This window comes from Luteococcus japonicus, from assembly GCF_003752415.1.
Lineage (GTDB): Bacteria > Actinomycetota > Actinomycetes > Propionibacteriales > Propionibacteriaceae > Luteococcus > Luteococcus japonicus.
This window is the reverse complement of record NZ_RKHG01000001.1, coordinates 235552-253360: the sequence shown is the minus strand read 5'-3', so window position 1 is coordinate 253360 and position 17809 is coordinate 235552. Positions and strand designations below refer to the sequence as shown.

The following is a 17809-nucleotide window of genomic DNA, read 5'->3' as shown; positions in this document are numbered from 1 at the left end:
CCTGAGCGAACAGCCAGCCGGATGGCGTTCCGAACCACGTGGAGCGCCCCTATGGTGAATTCCACGGCATACAGCCGCTGCTTGACCTGCCGCTCCTTCCCCGCCCACCAAGGAGGTCACCGTGAGCAACGAGACCACACCAGACGAGACCCGCCGCAAGGCTGAGACCGCGCCTCACCCCGAGGATCCACGCAAGCCCTCCTCGCCCGCCCAGGTCAAGAAGCCTGGGTGGAAGTTCACCGCCAAGAATGCCTGGCGCGAGTTCAGCGACGACCAGTGCACGGACCTGGCGGCCGCTCTCACCTACTACACGGTGATGGCGCTCTTCCCCGGCATGATGGCCCTGGTCTCCCTGCTCGCCCTGTTCGGCCAGTCCGAGGGCGGCATCGACCAGCTGATGGCACTGGTGAAGGAATTGGCTCCGGGCGATGCCGTGAGCCAGATCGAGGGGCCGCTCACCCAGATGGTCAACTCCCGCGGCACCGGCCTTGCGCTGGTCATCGGTCTCGCCTCGGCCCTGTGGTCGGCATCCGGTTATGTCGGCGCCTTCGGCAGGGCCATGAACAAGGTCTATGAGACCCGCGAGGGGCGCCCGATGGTCAAACTGCGCGCCACCAACCTGGCCATCACCCTGTTCATCACCCTGGTGGCCGCCCTGATGCTGGTGGCCCTGGTCGTCAGCGGGCCGGTGGCCGAGGCCATTGGCAATGTCGTCGGGCTGGGTTCCCAGACCGTGACCGTGTGGAACATCGCCAAGTGGCCGGTCATGCTGGCCCTGCTCATCCTGATGGTCGCGGTCCTCTACCACTTCACGCCGAATGTCCGGCAGCCCAAGTTCAAGTGGCTCTCGGTGGGTGCCGGCGTCGCGATCCTGGTCTGGATCCTTGGCTCGGTGCTCTTCGCCCTCTACGTGACGCACGCCGGCAACTACTCCAAGACCTACGGCGCACTGGCGGGCGTGATCATCATGCTGCTGTGGCTGTGGCTCACCAACCTGGCGCTGCTCTTCGGCGCGGAGGTTGACTCCGAGCTGGAGCGGGCTCGCGAACTGCAGGCCGGAATGCACGCGGAGAAGGAGCTGCAGCTGCCGCCCCGCGACGTCACCGGGATCGAGAAGATCCAGGAGAAGGACGCCAAGGCCGTCGAGGAGGCCCGTGAGGTGCGGCTCCAGGCCACCGGCGGCCAGCTTCCGCCCGAGGACCAGGATGCGGCGCGCGCGATGCGCACCAAGAAGGGCTACGACGAGGATGGCTTCGTCTCCGAGGACTGACGTGACCACAGGGCTGCGACGAGAACATCTCTCCCCTCCGGGCCCGTGCACCACGGAAGCTACGGCGCCCACCCCGAGATATTGGGTGGGCGCCGTTGTGCCGCCACAATCAGGCAAAGATCTCCTGTCTGGCCAATCCCACTGGGGTTGGTGCAGAAGATTTTGCGGTGAGAGGATGACTCGTTGTCCTTTTCCCGGGAGGAATCTTCGCATGAAGCGTCCAGCAGGAGCGGCCCTCGCCGTCTCCGTCATCAGCACGGTGCTCGTCGCCAGCGGCTGTGCCACCAACCTGAGCGGATCCGGCCTGCCGACCAGCTCTTCTTCCGTCAACCTCGCGCCCATCACCGCAGACCAGGCACTGTTCGCCAAGCTGCCCGCGCGGGTGCAGTCCAACAAGAAGCTGGTGGTGGGCACCAGCCCCACCTACAAGCCCGTCGAGTTCCTGGAGGGCGAGAAGGTGAGTGGCCTTGACATCGACCTCTTCGACGCCGTCGGTGAACGGCTCGGCGTCGAGGTCGAGTGGCAGCAGAGCCAGTTCGACCAGATCCTGATCGGCATCCAGGCCAAGAAGTACGACGCGGGGGTCAGCGCCTTCACCGTCACGCCCGAGCGCACCAAGACGGTGAACATGGTCAGCTACCTCTCGGCGGGTTCCCTGTGGACCGTGCAGAAGGGCAACCCGAAGAAGGTCGAGGCCGGCAAGCCGTGCGGCCTGACCGTCGCCGTCCAGACCGGCGTGGTGCAGGAGATGGAGATGAAGGCCGCCCAGTCGAAGTGCGGCGACAACAAGATCAACCTGCTCAGCTTCTCCGACCAGGGCGAGGCCACGGCCGCCCTGGTCACCGGACGCGCCCAGGTGATGGCGGCCGACTCCCCCATCGCCCTGTACGCCGCCAAGATGAACGAGGGCACCATCGAGCAACTGGGCGAGCCCTATGACGCCGCCCCCTACGGCGCTGTGGTCCGCAAGGAGGACGCCGAACTGGCCGACGCGATGAAGGACGCCCTGGAGGACCTCAAGGAGTCCGGCCACTACGACGCGATCCTCGCCAAGTGGAACCAGAACGACGGCGCCATCGACGCCTTTGAGGTGAACCCCTCGTGAGCACCTCGACGAACTCCCCGGCCTCCGGTACCGACGTGATCGACGCCATTCCGGTCCGCCACCCCTGGCGTTCCGTGGCGGCCGTCTTCGTGGCCCTGGTCCTGGCGATGCTGGCGCACCAGCTGGTGACCAACCCGGCCTTCGACTGGAGCTTCACCTTCGACGCGATGCGTCAGGTGCCCGTCGCCAAGGGCTTCTGGTTCGGCGTGATGCTGGTCACCATCGGCGCCATGGTCATCGGCGTGATCGGCGGCGTCCTCCTGGCCATCATGCGGATGAGCCCCAACAAGCTGCTCAGCGGCGTCGCCTTCGCCTATGCGTGGTTCTTCCGCTCGATCCCCCGCTACGTCCTGCTGTCCATCCTGGGTGGCGCCGGCGCCTTCTTCCCGCAGGGCGTGGGCATCGGCATCCCCTACGGTGCACAGCTGATGAACCTCTTCGGCGTCGACAACTCCCTCAAGATCGCCACTCTGGACGCCAACCAGCTCTTCACCGGTTATCTGGGTGCCATTCTGGGCCTGGCGATGAGCGAGGCCGCCTACTTCAGCGAGATTGCTCGCTCCGGCATCATCAGCGTCGACAAGGGCCAGCACGAGGCTGCGACCGCCCTGGGCATGACCCGTGGCCAGGCCATGCGTCGCATCATCCTGCCCCAGGCGATGCGCGTGATCATCCCCCCGATGGGCAACGAGACCATCGCGATGTTCAAGGACACCTCGCTGCTGATCGCCCTGCCGCTGGCCGGGGAGATGCTCTTCCAGCTGCGCAGCATCGGCACCAACTACTACAAGATGATTCCGGTCTACATGGCGGCCAGCCTGTACTACCTGATCACCACGACGATCATGATGATCGGCCAGAGCTGGCTGGAGAAGCGCTTCGGCCGCGGCCACGCACCCCTCGATTACACCGGAGGCGACCACTGATGAGCACCGCCACTGATGCCGGGCGTACCGGCAGCGACGTGCAGGTGCGCGCCGTCAATGTGCACAAGCGCTTCGGCAACCTCGAGGTGTTGAAGGGAATCGACCTGGAGGTGCGTCGCGGCGAGGTCGTCGTGCTGCTCGGCCCGTCCGGCTCGGGCAAGACGACCTTTCTGCGCCTGATCAACCAGATGGAGTCCCTGACCGGTGGCCGCATCTGGGTCGACGGTGAGCTGATCGGCGTCGAGGAACGCGACGGGAAGCTGTACCAGCGCACCGACAAGGACATCGCGCGGCAGCGTTCCAGCATCGGCATGGTCTTCCAGCGCTTCAACCTGTTCCCCCACAAGACGGCGCTGGAGAACGTCACCGAGGCGCCGATCGTGGTCAAGAAGACCGCGAAAGCCACCGCTGAGGCGCGCGGCCGCGAGTTGCTGGCCCAGGTCGGCCTGGAGGACCGCGCCGATTCCTTCCCCAGCCACCTGTCCGGCGGGCAGCAGCAGCGCGTCGCCATTGCGCGGGCGCTGGCGATGGATCCGGATCTGATGCTCTTCGACGAGCCCACCTCCGCCTTGGACCCGGAGCTCGTCGGCGAGGTGCTGACCGTGATGAAGGACCTCGCTGGCAAGGGCATGACGATGATCGTGGTCACCCACGAGATCGGCTTCGCCCGCGAGGTGGCGGATCGGGTGGTCTTCATGGACGGCGGCGTGGTCGTCGAGCAGGGCACGCCTGCGGAGGTCATCGACAATCCCCGCGAGGAACGCACCAGAGCTTTCCTGGGACGCGTGAACCGCTGACCTCTGGCACCAAACTCCCTGAGCGCCTCCTGCATCGATGTCGTCGGTGCGGGGCACGCTCGGCTGCCTCCGGCCGGTCAGGATGCGGGTCCGTTGGACCAAGGGGTCTATCATCGCCCGGTGAAGATTCAGCCCGGACGACCCAGTGACGACGCCTTCGGCCCGGGAATCGCCCCCGACGACATGGCCACCACGATGCGCGTGCTAGACGAGCTGGCGGCCCTGGAGCTGGAACACCCGGACCAGATCGCCTTCAAGCAGGCCGTCAACCGGATGAACCGCACCATCCGCCACCGTCGCAAGCGCGTGGTGCGCCAACCCATCGAGGACCACGACAACGCGATCCTCGAGCTCACCGCCACGGGATCGCCCGAGCGGATCGACGACGAGACCGCGGGCATCCCGTTGGTCTCGCACGCGCCCGGCGCCACCGCGGGTGAGCTCAAGGAGCCGCGCTCCTGCTACATCTGCAAGACGGAGTACACCACCGTCGATGCCTTCTACCACTGGCTCTGCCCCGAGTGCGCGGCCTTCAGCCACACCAAGCGGGACCAGCGTTGCGACCTCTCGGGCCGACGCGCGCTGCTGACCGGTGGCCGGGCCAAGATCGGGATGTACATCGCCCTACGCCTGTTGCGCGACGGCGCGGACCTGACCATCACCACTCGCTTCCCGCACGACGCCGCCCGGCGATTCAGCTCACTGCCGGACAGCGCCGAATGGATCGACCGGCTCAGCATCGTCGGGATCGACCTGCGCGACCCCACCCAGGTGGTCAGTCTGGCCGACGAGGTCGCCGCCGGTGGGCCGCTGGACATCCTGATCAACAATGCCGCCCAGACCGTGCGCCGCTCCCCCGGCGCCTACTCACACCTGGTGGAGGGCGAGAAGGCCCCACTGCCCAGCGATGCCCGCCTGCCGCGGATACTCACCTTTGACCGGATCAGCGAGGCCCACCCCGCTGCCCTCGTGGGCGCCGGAGCGGGACTCGGCGGAGAGCTGGCCCTCCAGTCCGCGGCGGAGATGACGTCCTTGGCCCTGCAGGCCGGCAACGCTTCGCTGGAGCGTCACCTCGCGGGCACCGCGATCGACGCGGGCGGCCTGCTGCCCGACCTGGCCACGGAGAATTCCTGGACCAAGACCGTCGACATGGTGGACCCGTTGGAGATGTTGGAGGTCCAGCTGTGCAATTCCACGGCCCCGTTCATCCTGATCAGCCGGTTGCGGGAGGCGATGCGGGCCAGTACCGCCCGTCGCAAGTACGTGGTGAACGTCTCGGCGATGGAGGGGCAGTTCGGCCGTCGTTACAAGGGCGCCGGGCACCCGCACACCAACATGGCCAAGGCCGCCCTGAACATGCTCACCCGCACCAGTGCACAGGAGATGTTCGAGAGCGACCAGATCCTGATGACCGCCGTCGACACCGGCTGGATCACCGATGAGCGTCCACATGACGAGAAGCTGCGGATCGCCGCCGAGGGCTGGCACGCGCCGCTCGACCTGGTGGACGGTGCCGCGCGCGTCTACGACCCCGTGGTGATGGGTGAACATGGCACCGACCTGTACGGCGTCTTCCTGAAGGACTACAAGCCCTTCGCCTGGTGACCCGGGGAGGGAATGCAGCAAGCTGGAAGTTCAGCCAGCGTTCAGCCTCCGGTGGTTTCTCCCTTCGGCGGCGGCTGCTCGGATGAGTGGGACGAACCATCCATCCCCCCAGGAGGAAAAATGCGTGGACCCGCGTTGTGTGTGGCCGTGGCCACACTGCTGGCAGGAGCGCTCGGCAGCTCAGCTGCCGCCGCACGAGCCCAGGCGCCGTGATGCCTTTTGGCATGCTCTCGTTCAGCTCGACATCGACCAAGGGCGACCAGACCAATACCGGGGCCGCAGGCGGCTACCAGTACGACACCACTCGGATTCGGGGCTTCGCACTCACCCACGTGAACGGGGCTGGATGCCACCCGGGCGCGATGGGCGACGTGCCCATCATGCCGATGAGCGGCGAAGTCACCAGTTCTCCCAGCGCCGACACCAAGGACGAGGTCTTCGCCTCCGACTTCTCGCATGCTGACGAACAGGCAACCCCCGGCCGCTATTCCCTGAAGCTCGCCAACGGCACTGCCACGGACTTCGCGGCCACGACTCGGGCCGGAGTCGGAACCTTCTCCTTCCCGAAGGAGAAGCAGGCCAACCTGCTCTTCCGCACGTCCAACTCCCTCAATGGCTCGGAGGACGCCGAGATCTCCATTGACCGTGACCGTCGCACGGTCCCCGGCGGCCGCAGAAGGCCCCGGTGAGCACCGAGCCAACTACCCACAGAACCCGGCCCGGGCAGAGATGCTCTTGACGACGCCTCTCTTCCCGAGGGTCGTCCTCCATCGTGGCAATGGCGTCGACATCGTCATCGAGGCACCGGAGGCATCGGCCGAGAATGCCTACATCGCCGGAGCCCGAGTCAACGGGCGCCAGTGGCACAAGTCGTGGATCCCGGAGCGGATCATGAATCAGGGTGTTGTCCTCCGGTTCGACCTGGATGACGCGCCCAATCATGCATGGGGAAGCCGCCCGCGGGATCTTCCCGTGGACCGGCACAAGTGACGTCGCTGCACATCGGACGCCCGTCGAGACCTGCTGCACGGTCCGATGGGCGCCCTACCGGCTCGCCATGACAGGATCTGTGCCATGGACGACCTGACCGGTTACCTGGCCGACGTGCACCGCCGGGTGCTGCCCTTCACCGATGGCGAGGTGGCCTCCTACATTCCGGCCCTCGCGGAGGCGGACCCCGAGCCCTTCGGCATCGCCATCGCCACGGTCGACGGGCAGCTGCACGAGGCGGGCGATTCTCGCACCCAGTTCTCGCTGCAGTCGGTCTCCAAGCCGTTCACCTACGCGCTTGCCCTGCAGGAGGCCGGCTTCGAGGCCGTCGACGCCGCCATCGACGTGGAGCCCTCCGGCGAGGCCTACAACATGATCTCCCTCCAGGACGAGACCGGGCACCCGGACAATGCCCTGATCAATGCCGGCGCCATTGCCGCGACGAGCCTGCTGCCCCACAAGGGCCGCATGTCCCGACTGTTGCGCTTCTACTCGTCGCTGGCAGGCCGGCAGCTGCACGCCGACGCGTCGATCGCCATGGAGGAGGTCGAGAACGGCCACCGCAACTTGGCCATGGCCCACCTGATGCGTTCCTTCGACGTCCTGGGCGACGACCCGGTGGAGACAACCCGCGACTACTGCGCCGCCTGCGCGACGATGATCACCGCCGCGGACCTGGCGTGGATGGCGGCCACCCTGGCCAATTCCGGACGCCAGCCCACCACCGGCGAGCAACTCGTGGAACCACTGGTGGTGCAGCGCGTCCTGTCCGTGATGACCATGTCTGGCATGTACGACGAGGCCGGCTGGTGGATGGTCAGGGTCGGGCTGCCGGGCAAGTCGGGTGTCGGCGGTGGACTGATCGCCGTCGCCCCCGGTCAGTTGGGGCTCGCCGCCTTCTCCCCGCGCCTCAACGAGCACGGCTCCAGTGTCCGCGGGGTGCGCACCTGCGAGGTCGTCAGCAGGGAGCTGGACCTGCACGTCATGGGGTCACGCCGCTGAACCACGACCAAGGCTCGGCGAGCCCCGTGGAAGCACTGCTCCACGGGGCTCACTCACGTCATGCGAAGTGCTCAGCTGGGGCGACGGGAGTCCATCGGCTTCATGGGCGTCACGGTGAGCTTCGACACCTTCGCTGTTCCGCCCTCGGACCACACCGCGATGTCATCCGAGCCCGCGCTCGGGTAGACGGTGTCAGTGATGGTTCGTGTGCCGTCCTGGGCAAAGACCTCCACGCTGGAACGATCGACGTAGATGGTCAGCTCCAGCTTGCCCTTGCGCAGCTGGACCGGTGCCCTGTCGACAGAGGCGAAGCGCGACGAGAAGTCCGTCCTGCCCGAGCGGGTCCGGTCGACGTACATCTCGCCCGTGGCCTTGTCATAGCCAATCCGGGTCCGTTCGGAACCCGAGGCCAGGACATCGATTCCTGCCGCGGAAGCCTTGCCCGGCTCGATCGTGGCGTCGACACGCACCATGTCACCCGTGGCGGGAAGGACCTTGCGGCCGTCCACCGTGATCCGGGCGTTCTTGAGAACCGGGCGCCCCTGCAGGGTCCTGAGTTGCTTCACCGGCTGGCTCGAGAGCTTGGGACCTTGCGCGGTCTGCACCAGGCTCAGTTCGCGCGGCAGGGTGTTGGCGCTGCGCCAGGTGGGAGTGGGGCTGACGCCGGCATAGTCCCAGTTGTTCATCCAGCCGAGGCTCACGACCTTGTTGCCCGGCACATTGGAGAAGGTGACCGTGGCGTAGTCGTCGCGGCCCCAGTCCAGCCAGTCATAGGCCGTCAACCTGCTGCGTGCGGGGGCGTCCGAGGCCATCAACGAATCAAAGAGCAGGTGGCCCCACCCGTCGCGATTGTTGTCGACGAGCTGCACCCGTGCCTTCTTGCCGGCCAGGTCCGTGACGTCCCAGCTCTGCCAGTCCAGGGACTCGGAGTCCTTGCCGGTGGCGCTGCGCACCGCCCTCCCGTCCACGACGAGGTTGGCCGACACCTCATTGCTGACCTGTTGTGCCTTCTCGGGGCCCATCACCACGTGGTCCAGTGTCAGGTGGCCCCAGCCCCCGGTCGCCGCATCGTGGACCCGCAGTTGGGCGGTGCGCCCGCGCAGGTCGTCGACCTTCCAGGACTGCCAGTTGAGGGTGCCGTCATCCTTGCCCGTGGAGGTACGCACCACCGTGCCATCCACGAGCAGCTCGACGGCCAGCGAACCGTCGTCGCGTCGTCCGCCACCCACCAGGAAACTGATCCAGTCCTGGTCGATCGTGAACTCGGGCGAGGTGAGGTCACCGACATTGTCATCGCCCTTCGCACCGCCTTCCCAGGTGTTGATCCGGCCATTGCCGATGACATTGGACCCACCATTGGTGGAAGGATTGCGGCCCGCAACCAGGTCCCCGGACAGGGTCCAGCCGTGGTCTGACAGGGAGCTCGTGCCGGCATACTCGAAGCCATCGAAGAGCAGGCTTCCTGCCGGAGGCGTGTTCTCCAACTGTGTTCCCTCCACACGGGGATGGTTCCCGCCACCGATCAAGAAGTTCAGGTGTGACGTGTCGACGGTGAACTCCGGCGACGTCAGGGTGCCCGTCGGGCCGTCCCCGCCGTGGAAACCGTTCACGTAGCCACGGCCCTCGAAACCGGTCACGGTCTGCTGCCCTCCGATGGAGCCGGCGACGGGGGCCGTGCCCCAAGGCCCGTCCTCGGCGGCGACGGGCTCGTTTGCCGGGATCCAACCGTCCAGGTCTCCCTCGAAGTCGGCCAGCATGTTGCCTGTGGGGCTCGGGACATCCTTGACGACATTGTTCGCGGTGAAGGTGCGTCCGTCGAAGTCACCGACGAAGTACTGTCCAGCGCTGCCCCCATTGACACCGCCGGGGTTGATGTTGACCAACATCAACCACTTGGTCTGGTTGGTCCCCTTGACCTTCATCGGGAACAGGTCCGGGCACTCCCACTGCCCACCCACCGCGTTTGCGGGGCCGAAGTCCGACAGGTGACTCCAGGTCCGCAGGTCATCGCTGCGGTAGAGCTGCACGATGTGCTTGTTGGCTCGCACCACGGCCATCACCCAGTAGCTGCCGGCCGGGCCGTCGTACCGGAAGACCTTCGGGTCACGGAAGTCATCCGCCCCCGCCTCCAGGACGGGATTTCCCTGGTACTTGGTCCAGGTACGGCCGTCGTCGAGGCTGTAGGCCAGGGACTGGGCCTGGGTGTTGGGACGTTCGGAATCCGCAGCGGTGTAGGCCGAGGTGTAGATGGCCACCAGGGGTGGGTTCTTCCGCGTGCCGAAGCCCGTCGAGTTCGTCTTGTCCACCACGACGGAGCCGGAGAAGATGTCCTCGGTGCTGACACCGTCGGCATTCTTGGTCTGCTGGATGGCGACCGGCTGCTGCTTCCAGTTCACCAGGTCAGTGGACGTGGCGTGTCCCCAGCTCATGTTGCCCCAGGAATTGCCAAAGGGATTGTGCTGGAAGAACAGGTGATAGGTGCCCTTGTGGAAGACGAGTCCATTCGGATCGTTCATCCAATTTCGGTCGGGCGTGAAGTGGTAGCCGGGCCGGTAGGGCTCGGTGATGTCTCCCTGCTGGGCCGACGCGGGGAGAGCCGCGCCGAGACAAGTTGCCGCACAGCCGAGTGCGAGCAGGGAGCGTGTGAACTTGTGCATGGGTGGAACCTCCGGGACTTGGCACGACACCGTGCCTGAGTGGGGGTCCCTGACGTCAGAGGCTTGGTCCGATCCTGCCGCACGATCACGCGCGAATGCAACAGTCACAAAGAAGCCCACACAATCCCAAGTCCTGGGGCTGGCTCCCTTCCGTCAAGCCTCTCGCCCCAGCAGCCGCTTGATGGTGGCCAACCGGTCCTTGATGCCCGCCTCGTTGCCGTGGTCGGTGGGCTGGTAGTAGACAGCGTCGACGAGTTCGTCCGGCAGGTACTGCTGGCGGGCGATGGCGTGTGGCGCGTCGTGGGCGTAGATATAGCCCTTGCCATGCCCTAGCTGTTGGGCGCCGGAATAGTGGGCGTCGCGCAGGTGGGGCGGCACCAGACCGGCCCGCCCCGCGGAGACGTCGGCGCGGGCAGCACCGATGGCCATCGTGACGGCATTGGACTTCGGGGCCGTCGCGGCGGCGATCGTCGCGTGCGCCAAGGTGAGCTGTGCCTCCGGCATCCCGATCAGCTGCACCGCCTGTGCCGCAGCGACGCAGGTCTGCAACACCGAGGGCGCGGCCATCCCGATGTCCTCGCTGGCACTGATGATGAGCCGCCGGGCAATGAAGCGCGGGTCCTCCCCCGCCTCCAGCATCCTGGCCAGGTAGTGCAGGGAGGCATCGACATCGGAACCGCGCACGCTCTTGATGAAGGCGCTGATCACGTCGTAGTGCTGGTCGCCGTCCTTGTCATAGCGCAGGGCGGCACGGTCGACGGACTTCTCCACGATCTCAGGGGTGATCGCCGTGGAATCCACCGCATCTGCTCCGGCTGCGGACTCCTCCAGGTAGGTCAGGCTGCGGCGGGCATCTCCCCCGGCAAGCCGGATGATGGTGGACCGCGCCTCCTGGTCCAGCTGGTATCGCCCGCCCAGTCCCCGCTCGTCGGTCAACCCACGGTCCACCAGGGTGCCGATGTCGTCATCGGTCAGCGGCTTCAGCGTCAGCAGCAAGGACCTCGACAACAGCGGCGAGATGACGCTGAAGGACGGATTCTCCGTGGTGGCGGCGATCAAGGTCACCAGACGGTTCTCGACGGCGGGCAGCAGCACGTCCTGCTGGGCCTTGCTGAAGCGATGAACCTCGTCGACGAAGAGCACGGTGGCCCGCCCCTGTGCCAGCTCCCGACGCGCCAGGTCCAGTTCCGCGCGGACCTCCTTGACCCCGGCGGTGACGGCACTGATCTCCACGAAGCGACGATTGGTGGCGTGTGAGACCACGGAGGCGATGGTGGTCTTGCCCACACCGGGTGGGCCCCAGAGGAAGACGCTCATTGCGCTGTTGCCCTCCGCCAGCCGACGCAACGGCGAGCCGGCACCCAGCAGGTGTTGTTGCCCGACGATCTCGTCGATGCTGCGAGGCCTGAGCCGGACCGCCAGCGGCAGCTGGTCATGACTGGCGCCACCCAGTGTGCCTCCCGGTGCGGGGCGCGAGGGTGCTTCATCCGGGTTGCCGAACAGATCAGTCACCAATTCATCCTAGGTGCTGGCCCGGTGGGCACCGGCCGACCCCGGAGTGAGTAGTGTTCCGACGAGCGAGACAATGTCGTCTCACTCCCCACGAACGATCGGGAGATTCACCATGCAGGCGCAGGATTCCCCTCACGCTGCCCCCACGTCCACGGACAAGGCTGACCACGGCTATGAGAAGCAGCTCAAGCCGCGCCACATCCGGATGATCGCCATCGGCGGCTCGATCGGTACCGGCCTCTTCCTCGGTGCCGGCGGCCGTCTTGCGGCCGGCGGACCGTCGCTGGCGATCGTCTCGCCCTGTGCGGCCTGTTCGCCTTCCTGATGGTGCGCGCCCTGGGTGAGCTCACCATCCACCGCCCCAGCTCGGGCGCCTTCGTCTCCTATGCCCGCGAGTTCATGGGGGAGAAGGGCGCCTACGTCACGGGTTGGCTCTTCTTCCTCGACTGGTGCACGACGGTGATGGCCGACATCACCGCGGTGGCGCTGTACATGCACTTCTGGAGCTTCTTCAGCACTGTCCCGCAGTGGGTGATCGCCCTGATCGCGCTGGCGATCGTCTTCTGCATGAACATGCTGAGCGTGAAGTTCTTCGGCGAGTTCGAGTTCTGGTTCGCCATGATCAAGGTGGCGGCCATCGTCGGCTTCATGCTGATTGCGGTCTTCTTCATCGCAACCGGGCACACTGTCGCCGGTCACACCCCCGGCCCCCAGTTGATCACCGACAACGGTGGTTTCTTCCCCAAGGGTCTTGCTCCCATGGTGACCCTGGCGCTGGGCGTGGTCTTCGCCTTCGGCGGTACGGAGATGGTGGGCGTCGCGGCCGGTGAGGCGAAGGATGCCGAGAAGATCATGCCGGGGGCAGTGAACTCCATGATGTGGCGCATCGCGCTGTTCTACGTCGGCTCCGTCGTGCTGTTCACCATGCTGATGCCGTGGACCGCCTATTCCAAGGGCGAGTCCCCCTTCGTGACCTTCTTCAGCGCGATCGGCATCCAGAATGCCGGCACCATCATGAACCTCGTCGTGCTGACCGCGGCCCTGTCCGGCCTCAATGCCGGCCTGTACGCCACCGGCCGCACCCTGCGCTCGATGGCCGTCGCGGGCTCCGCACCGGCCTTCGCCGCTCGCCTGAACCGCAACAAGGTGCCCTACGGCGGCATCGTGATCACCTCCGCGTTGGGCCTGATCGGCGTCATGATCAACTACGTGTGGCCCTCGCAGGCCTTCGACATCGTGATGAACCTGGCAGGCATCGGCATCGCCGGTACCTGGATGAGCATCATGGTCAGTCACTGGATCTTCGTGAACAAGGCCAAGCAGGGGCTCTACGAGCGTCCGAAGTACCGACTGTTCTGGGCTCCTTGGACCAACCTGGCGACCATCATCTTCCTGGTGAGCGTGATCATCATGATGTGGTTCGCTGATGACATCGGCAAGCCGACGATTGGCCTGTTCTGCATCATCGCGCTGATCATGGTGGGCGGCTGGTACGTCGTGCGCAACAAGATCGATGCGACGGTCCTGGAATCGAGCTTCCTCGACGGAGCCCTGCCCGCCGACGAGGAGAAGGCCGAACGATGACGCCGATGAGCGGACCGAGGCGACTGCTGGTGGTCTACACCGGTGGCACGCTGGGCATGCAGCTGACCGACCGTGGTTGGGAGCCCGGAGCCGACCTGGCCGGATGGCTCAGCGATCTGGTGGCCCGGGACTTCCCGGGGCTGGACTGGGACCTGGTCAGCCTCGATCCACTCATCGACTCCTCCAATGCCGGGCCCGCCGAATGGCAACGCATCGTCGACGCCGTGCTTCAGCACGAGACGACCCACGACGGCTACGTGGTGCTGCACGGCACCGACACGATGGGTTTCGCCGCCGCCGCGGTCCACTTCGCCCTGCGCGGGTTGGGCAAGCCCGTCGTCCTCACCGGCGCGCAGCGCTCCTTCGTCGTCGATGATTCCGACGCCCCCGCCAATGTTCGTGGCGCCATCCGCTGTGCGCTTGAGCAGCGCAACCGCTGCGTGGCGATCTACTTCGACGGCACCCTGATGGCGGGTCACCACGCGACGAAGATCTCCTCGGAGGATGACCACGCCTTCGAGAGCGTCAACATCGCACCGCTGGCCCTGCTCACCGACGACGGCGAACTGGTCTTCACCGAAGCGGAGGCCCACTCCCCCGCCAGCGCTGCGCAGGTGGTGGTCAAGCCATACCGGGACGTGGACATCGTGGTGATGACCCTGCACCCGGGGCTGCGCTCCGAGCGTGTCGCCGCGCAGTTGACGCCTGCGCCGGAGGCCGTGGTGCTACGTGCCTACGGGACGGGAAATGCCCCGGACAACCAGCCGGCGCTCCTGGGCGCGTTGAGTGCCGCAAGCCAGGCAGGCACCGTCGTGGTGGTGACCACGCAGTGCCCGCACGGCGCCGTCCACCTGGGGCAGTACGCCGTGAGTCAGGGCTTGCTCGCAACAGGGGCCGTCGCGGGCGGTGACCTGACCACTGACGCTCTGGTGGCCTGGCTCACCTTCCTGCTCAGCCAGGGGTTGTCGCCCGACGAGATCCGGGCGGCCGTCGGCGCGGGGACCCTGGGCTGAGGAAACTCAGCCCAGGGTCCTGCTGGCAGGGACCCTGTCAATTTCATCCGGGTGGTGCTCGAGCAGCCAGACGTAGGTCTCGCGCCAGGCATCCTCGCTGGCCTGGGCGTGGTGGAAGATCGGCAGCGGATTGTCGAAGGCGTGCCCTGCTCCGGGCCAGGAGCTGAACTCGACGTCCCTGCCCCGGGTCACCACCTCATGGATGTGCTGCACGGTGGAGAAGGGGATGTACTTGTCGGCCTCACCGAAGTGGTGCAGGCTGGGCACGTCGACGACGGGGATCTTGTCCACCAGATCCGGCAGCGCGGAGCCGTAGTAGCTGACCAGGGCGTCGGGGCATTCATCGCCCTCCACGTCGGAGGACGCCGCGTAGGCCAGGCCTCCGCCGTGGCAGAAGCCCAGCAGCGCAACGCGTCCGCCCACCTTCTCGTCAGCGCGCAGGGAAGCGATGCAGGCTCGGATGTCGGCAACCGTGTCGTCCCATGGGTTGCGCCCCAGCAGGTCCATGGCGCGAGGCATTGCGTCGGGCTCGTCACCCTGCAGCACGTCGCCACCGATCCGCCAGTAGAGGTTGGGCACCAGGACGGTCCACCCCTTGTCGGCCAGGTCTGCGGCACGCTGCAGGATGTAGTTGCTGATGCCGAAGATCTCCTGCACCAGGACGATCCCGGCACCCGTCCCACCCTCGGGGCGGAAGAGCTTGGCGGGGATGGTGCCGTCCGGCACCTCGATGTTCTCATCGGTCATGGTGACGGCCGTGGTGGCCTCCCATGCGCGCGGCAGGGTGCTCATCGGTTCTCCTCGGTGTTCTCGCGGGGCTCGGTGGCCAGCAGCTTGGTGACCAGCCGCTCGTGGTCCTCGTCGGTCCAGCCCTGGCTCACCAGCCACCCGTGGACGCCACCGTGGTGTGCGTCGAGGAAGTCCAGCAGGCGACGCATGGTGCCGGCCGGGGTGGTCTGGTCCACCACCTCCTGCGTGGCGAGGTCTGCGGCGTAGGTCGGGGTCGTGGCCAGCCGCTGGAAGATCAGCTCCACCCGCTGGTTGGTGGCGTCGTAGTCCGCCACGACGGCCGCGCGGTCGACACCCACCTCGGTGAGGGCCATGGCGCAGATGGTGCCTGTACGGTCCTTGCCCGCGGCGCAGTGCACCAGCACCGTGCCGGAGGCCTGGGCGATGGCCCGCAGCGCGCGCACGACGTTGTCCGGACGGCGCTCCAGGTAGCCCGAGTAGTGCTCGGCCAGGTGCTGCTCGTGTCCGATGGCCTGCTTGGACTCCGCGGTGAAGTCGTCCTGCCACGGAAGGCTGGGATCGGGGTCGTCATCGACGTCGGGGATGCCGTGCTCGGTGGAGTCCTCCGCGTAGAGGCTGAGCTCGTGGAAGGTCAGCTGCTCGGCCTTCAGCGGTCCATCGCCAGTGCTGGTCCGCTCCACATTCGTGCGCAGGTCCACCACGTCGGTCACGCCGAACTCGTCCACCAGTCGGCGCACCGAGTCCGCGGGCAGGTCCTGCAGGTTGTCGGTGCGGATCACGCGCCCGGCCACGGTGGACCCCCCGTCGACCGCCGGCTTTCCACCGAGATCCCGCATGTTCACCACCCCGGGAAGGTCGATCCATCCGATCTCTGGCAGGTCTGCGCTCATGGCAACAAACCTACCGCGATCGGCAGCGCGAAATATTCGCGCGTTTGAGGGATGCCCTCCACATCAATCCGTGACAGTCTGATGGTCAAACCACAAATCCTGTGGCCGCACCGCTGCGGTCACGCACTGTGCGAGGAGACGACGACGTCATGAATTCCCCGATCCGTCATGAAGAGGATCTTCTGGGCATCCGCGAGGTACCTGCAGAGGCCTACTACGGCATCCACACCGTCCGTGCGATCGAGAACTTCCGGATCTCGGGGGTGACTCTCAACCGGGTACCGGCCTTCGTGCGAGGCATGGTCCAGGTCAAACTGGCCTGTGCCCTGGCCAATGCAGAACTGGGTGCCATCCCCCAGGACGTGGCCGACGCCATCCAGTGGGCCTGCCACCAGATCCTCGACGAGGGGCGCTGCATGGACCAGTTCCCCCTGGACGTCTTCCAGGGCGGCGCCGGGACCTCGGTGAACATGAACACCAACGAGGTGATCGCCAACCTGGCGCTGGAGCACCTGGGCAAGCCCAAGGGCGAGTACGGCACCGTCAACCCCAATGACCACGTCAACCGTAGCCAGTCGACCAATGATGCCTATCCGACGGGTTTCCGGCTGGGCGTCTACGCGGCCCTGCAGGAGTTGCAGACCGTCGTCCATGAACTGGCTATGTCGCTGCGCGCCAAGGGCGACGAGTTCTCCGAGGTGCTCAAGATGGGTCGCACCCAGCTCCAGGACGCCGTGCCGATGACCATGGGTCAGGAATTCCTGGGCTGGGCCTCCACCCTCGACGAGGAGCTCGCCCAGTTGGAGGGCACCTCTCGCCTGCTGCTGGAGGTGAATCTAGGTGCCACGGCCATCGGCACCGGCCTGAACACGCCCCGCGGCTACGCTCCGTTGGCGGTCCGCAAGCTGTCCGATGTGACCGGATACTCCTGCATCCCGGCACCCAACCTGATCGAAGCCACCAGCGACTGCGGTGCCTATGTGATGGTGCACGCCGCACTGAAGCGGCTCGCCCTGAAGCTCTCGAAGATCTGCAATGACCTGCGCCTGCTGTCTTCTGGCCCGCGGGCCGGCCTGAACGAGATCAACCTGCCGGAGATGCAGGCGGGCAGTTCGATCATGCCTGCCAAGGTGAACCCGGTGATCCCGGAGGTCGTCAACCAGGTCTGTTTCAAGGTCTACGGCAATGACATCACGGTGCTGATGGCCGCCGACGCGGGCCAGTTGCAGCTGAATGTGATGGAACCGGTGATCGGGCAGGCCATGTTCGAGTCCATCGGCCTGTTGTCCGCCGCCTGCCAGACCCTTCAGGACAGGTGTGTCACGGGCATCACCGCCAATGTCGAGGACTGCCGTGACTACGTGATGAACTCCATCGGCATCGTCACCTACCTCAATGACCTGATCGGCCATCACGCCGGTGACAGCATCGGCAAGGAGTGCGCTGCCACCGGCAAGTCCGTCACTGAGGTGGTGCTGGAACGTGGCCTGCTCGACGCGCAGACGCTGGAGCAGGTCTTCAGCGTCCAGAACCTGATGCACCCGGCAGATCTCAGCAGGCTGCTGGACTCGGCTGGTGCACACTGAGCCAAGGGCTCACGAGGCGGGGTCTCAGGGGACCAGCGGGTTCGCCTTCCAGTGGTCGTCGTTGCGCGACACGTAGTCCAGCATCGCGTCGACCTCTTCCGGCACCCGCTGTCCCCGGGCCT

General features: G+C 66.3%; 14 protein-coding genes and 1 pseudogene. 11 read left to right on the top strand and 4 right to left on the bottom strand.

The window, feature by feature from the left end; translation table 11 throughout:
* The first annotated feature begins 121 nt into the window (after nt 1–121).
* From EDD41_RS01150 to glsA, 8 genes are all read left to right on the top strand, one after another.
* Nucleotides 122–1270: a YihY/virulence factor BrkB family protein gene (locus EDD41_RS01150; RefSeq protein ID WP_123574682.1), complete on the top strand. Its 1149-nt coding sequence runs from the start codon at nt 122–124 to the stop codon at nt 1268–1270.
* Between the two features lie 211 nt (nt 1271–1481).
* Nucleotides 1482–2375: an ABC transporter substrate-binding protein gene (locus EDD41_RS01145; protein WP_170165187.1), complete on the top strand. Its 894-nt coding sequence runs from the start codon at nt 1482–1484 to the stop codon at nt 2373–2375.
* Nucleotides 2372–3301 (top strand): amino acid ABC transporter permease, encoded by a 930-nt coding sequence (locus EDD41_RS01140; protein WP_245995487.1) that lies wholly within the window; start codon nt 2372–2374, stop codon nt 3299–3301. The genes EDD41_RS01145 and EDD41_RS01140 overlap by 4 nt, the downstream gene beginning before the upstream one ends.
* Nucleotides 3301–4098: an amino acid ABC transporter ATP-binding protein gene (locus tag EDD41_RS01135; protein WP_094764614.1), complete on the top strand. Its 798-nt coding sequence runs from the start codon at nt 3301–3303 to the stop codon at nt 4096–4098. The genes EDD41_RS01140 and EDD41_RS01135 overlap by 1 nt, the downstream gene beginning before the upstream one ends.
* 120 nt (nt 4099–4218) lie before the next feature.
* Nucleotides 4219–5703 carry an SDR family oxidoreductase gene (locus EDD41_RS01130; protein ID WP_245995486.1) on the top strand — a complete coding sequence of 495 codons (1485 nt, stop codon included), beginning with the start codon at nt 4219–4221 and terminating at the stop codon, nt 5701–5703.
* A gap of 224 nt (nt 5704–5927) precedes the next feature.
* Nucleotides 5928–6392 carry a hypothetical protein gene (locus EDD41_RS01125; RefSeq protein WP_245995485.1) on the top strand — a complete coding sequence of 155 codons (465 nt, stop codon included), beginning with the start codon at nt 5928–5930 and terminating at the stop codon, nt 6390–6392.
* Entirely contained in the window at nt 6349–6693 is a 345-nt protein-coding gene (locus EDD41_RS01120) for a glycoside hydrolase domain-containing protein (protein ID WP_170165185.1), read from the top strand. The genes EDD41_RS01125 and EDD41_RS01120 overlap by 44 nt, the downstream gene beginning before the upstream one ends.
* 84 nt (nt 6694–6777) lie before the next feature.
* A complete protein-coding gene (glsA, locus tag EDD41_RS01115) occupies nt 6778–7695 on the top strand; it encodes a glutaminase A (RefSeq protein ID WP_170165184.1) in 918 nt (305 codons plus the stop codon).
* A 71-nt stretch (nt 7696–7766) separates the two neighbouring features.
* Here the strand turns inward: glsA and EDD41_RS01110 are convergent, their stop codons facing one another.
* Nucleotides 7767–10352, bottom strand: coding sequence for a GH32 C-terminal domain-containing protein (locus EDD41_RS01110; protein WP_123574679.1), 2586 nt, complete (start codon nt 10350–10352; stop codon nt 7767–7769).
* A gap of 153 nt (nt 10353–10505) precedes the next feature.
* Nucleotides 10506–11867: a replication-associated recombination protein A gene (locus EDD41_RS01105; protein WP_123574678.1), complete on the bottom strand. Its 1362-nt coding sequence runs from the start codon at nt 11865–11867 to the stop codon at nt 10506–10508.
* 109 nt (nt 11868–11976) lie between these two features.
* Between EDD41_RS01105 and EDD41_RS01100 the strand changes: the two are divergent.
* Nucleotides 11977–13448: pseudogene (locus tag EDD41_RS01100) on the top strand (amino acid permease).
* 5 nt (nt 13449–13453) lie between these two features.
* Complete coding sequence (locus tag EDD41_RS01095) at nt 13454–14461, top strand: asparaginase (RefSeq protein WP_170165183.1); 1008 nt, start codon at nt 13454–13456, stop codon at nt 14459–14461.
* Between the two features lie 6 nt (nt 14462–14467).
* Here the strand turns inward: EDD41_RS01095 and EDD41_RS01090 are convergent, their stop codons facing one another.
* Nucleotides 14468–15253 carry a dienelactone hydrolase family protein gene (locus EDD41_RS01090; protein ID WP_211336545.1) on the bottom strand — a complete coding sequence of 262 codons (786 nt, stop codon included), beginning with the start codon at nt 15251–15253 and terminating at the stop codon, nt 14468–14470.
* A complete protein-coding gene (locus EDD41_RS01085) occupies nt 15250–16101 on the bottom strand; it encodes a tyrosine-protein phosphatase (protein WP_123574677.1) in 852 nt (283 codons plus the stop codon). Before EDD41_RS01085 ends, EDD41_RS01090 begins: the two co-directional genes overlap by 4 nt.
* Before the next feature lie 149 nt (nt 16102–16250).
* Here EDD41_RS01085 and aspA point away from each other — a divergent pair, with 149 nt between their 5' ends.
* Nucleotides 16251–17687, top strand: a complete 1437-nt coding sequence (gene aspA / locus EDD41_RS01080; RefSeq protein WP_123574676.1) for an aspartate ammonia-lyase — start codon at nt 16251–16253, stop codon at nt 17685–17687.
* The last annotated feature ends 122 nt before the right edge of the window (nt 17688–17809 follow it).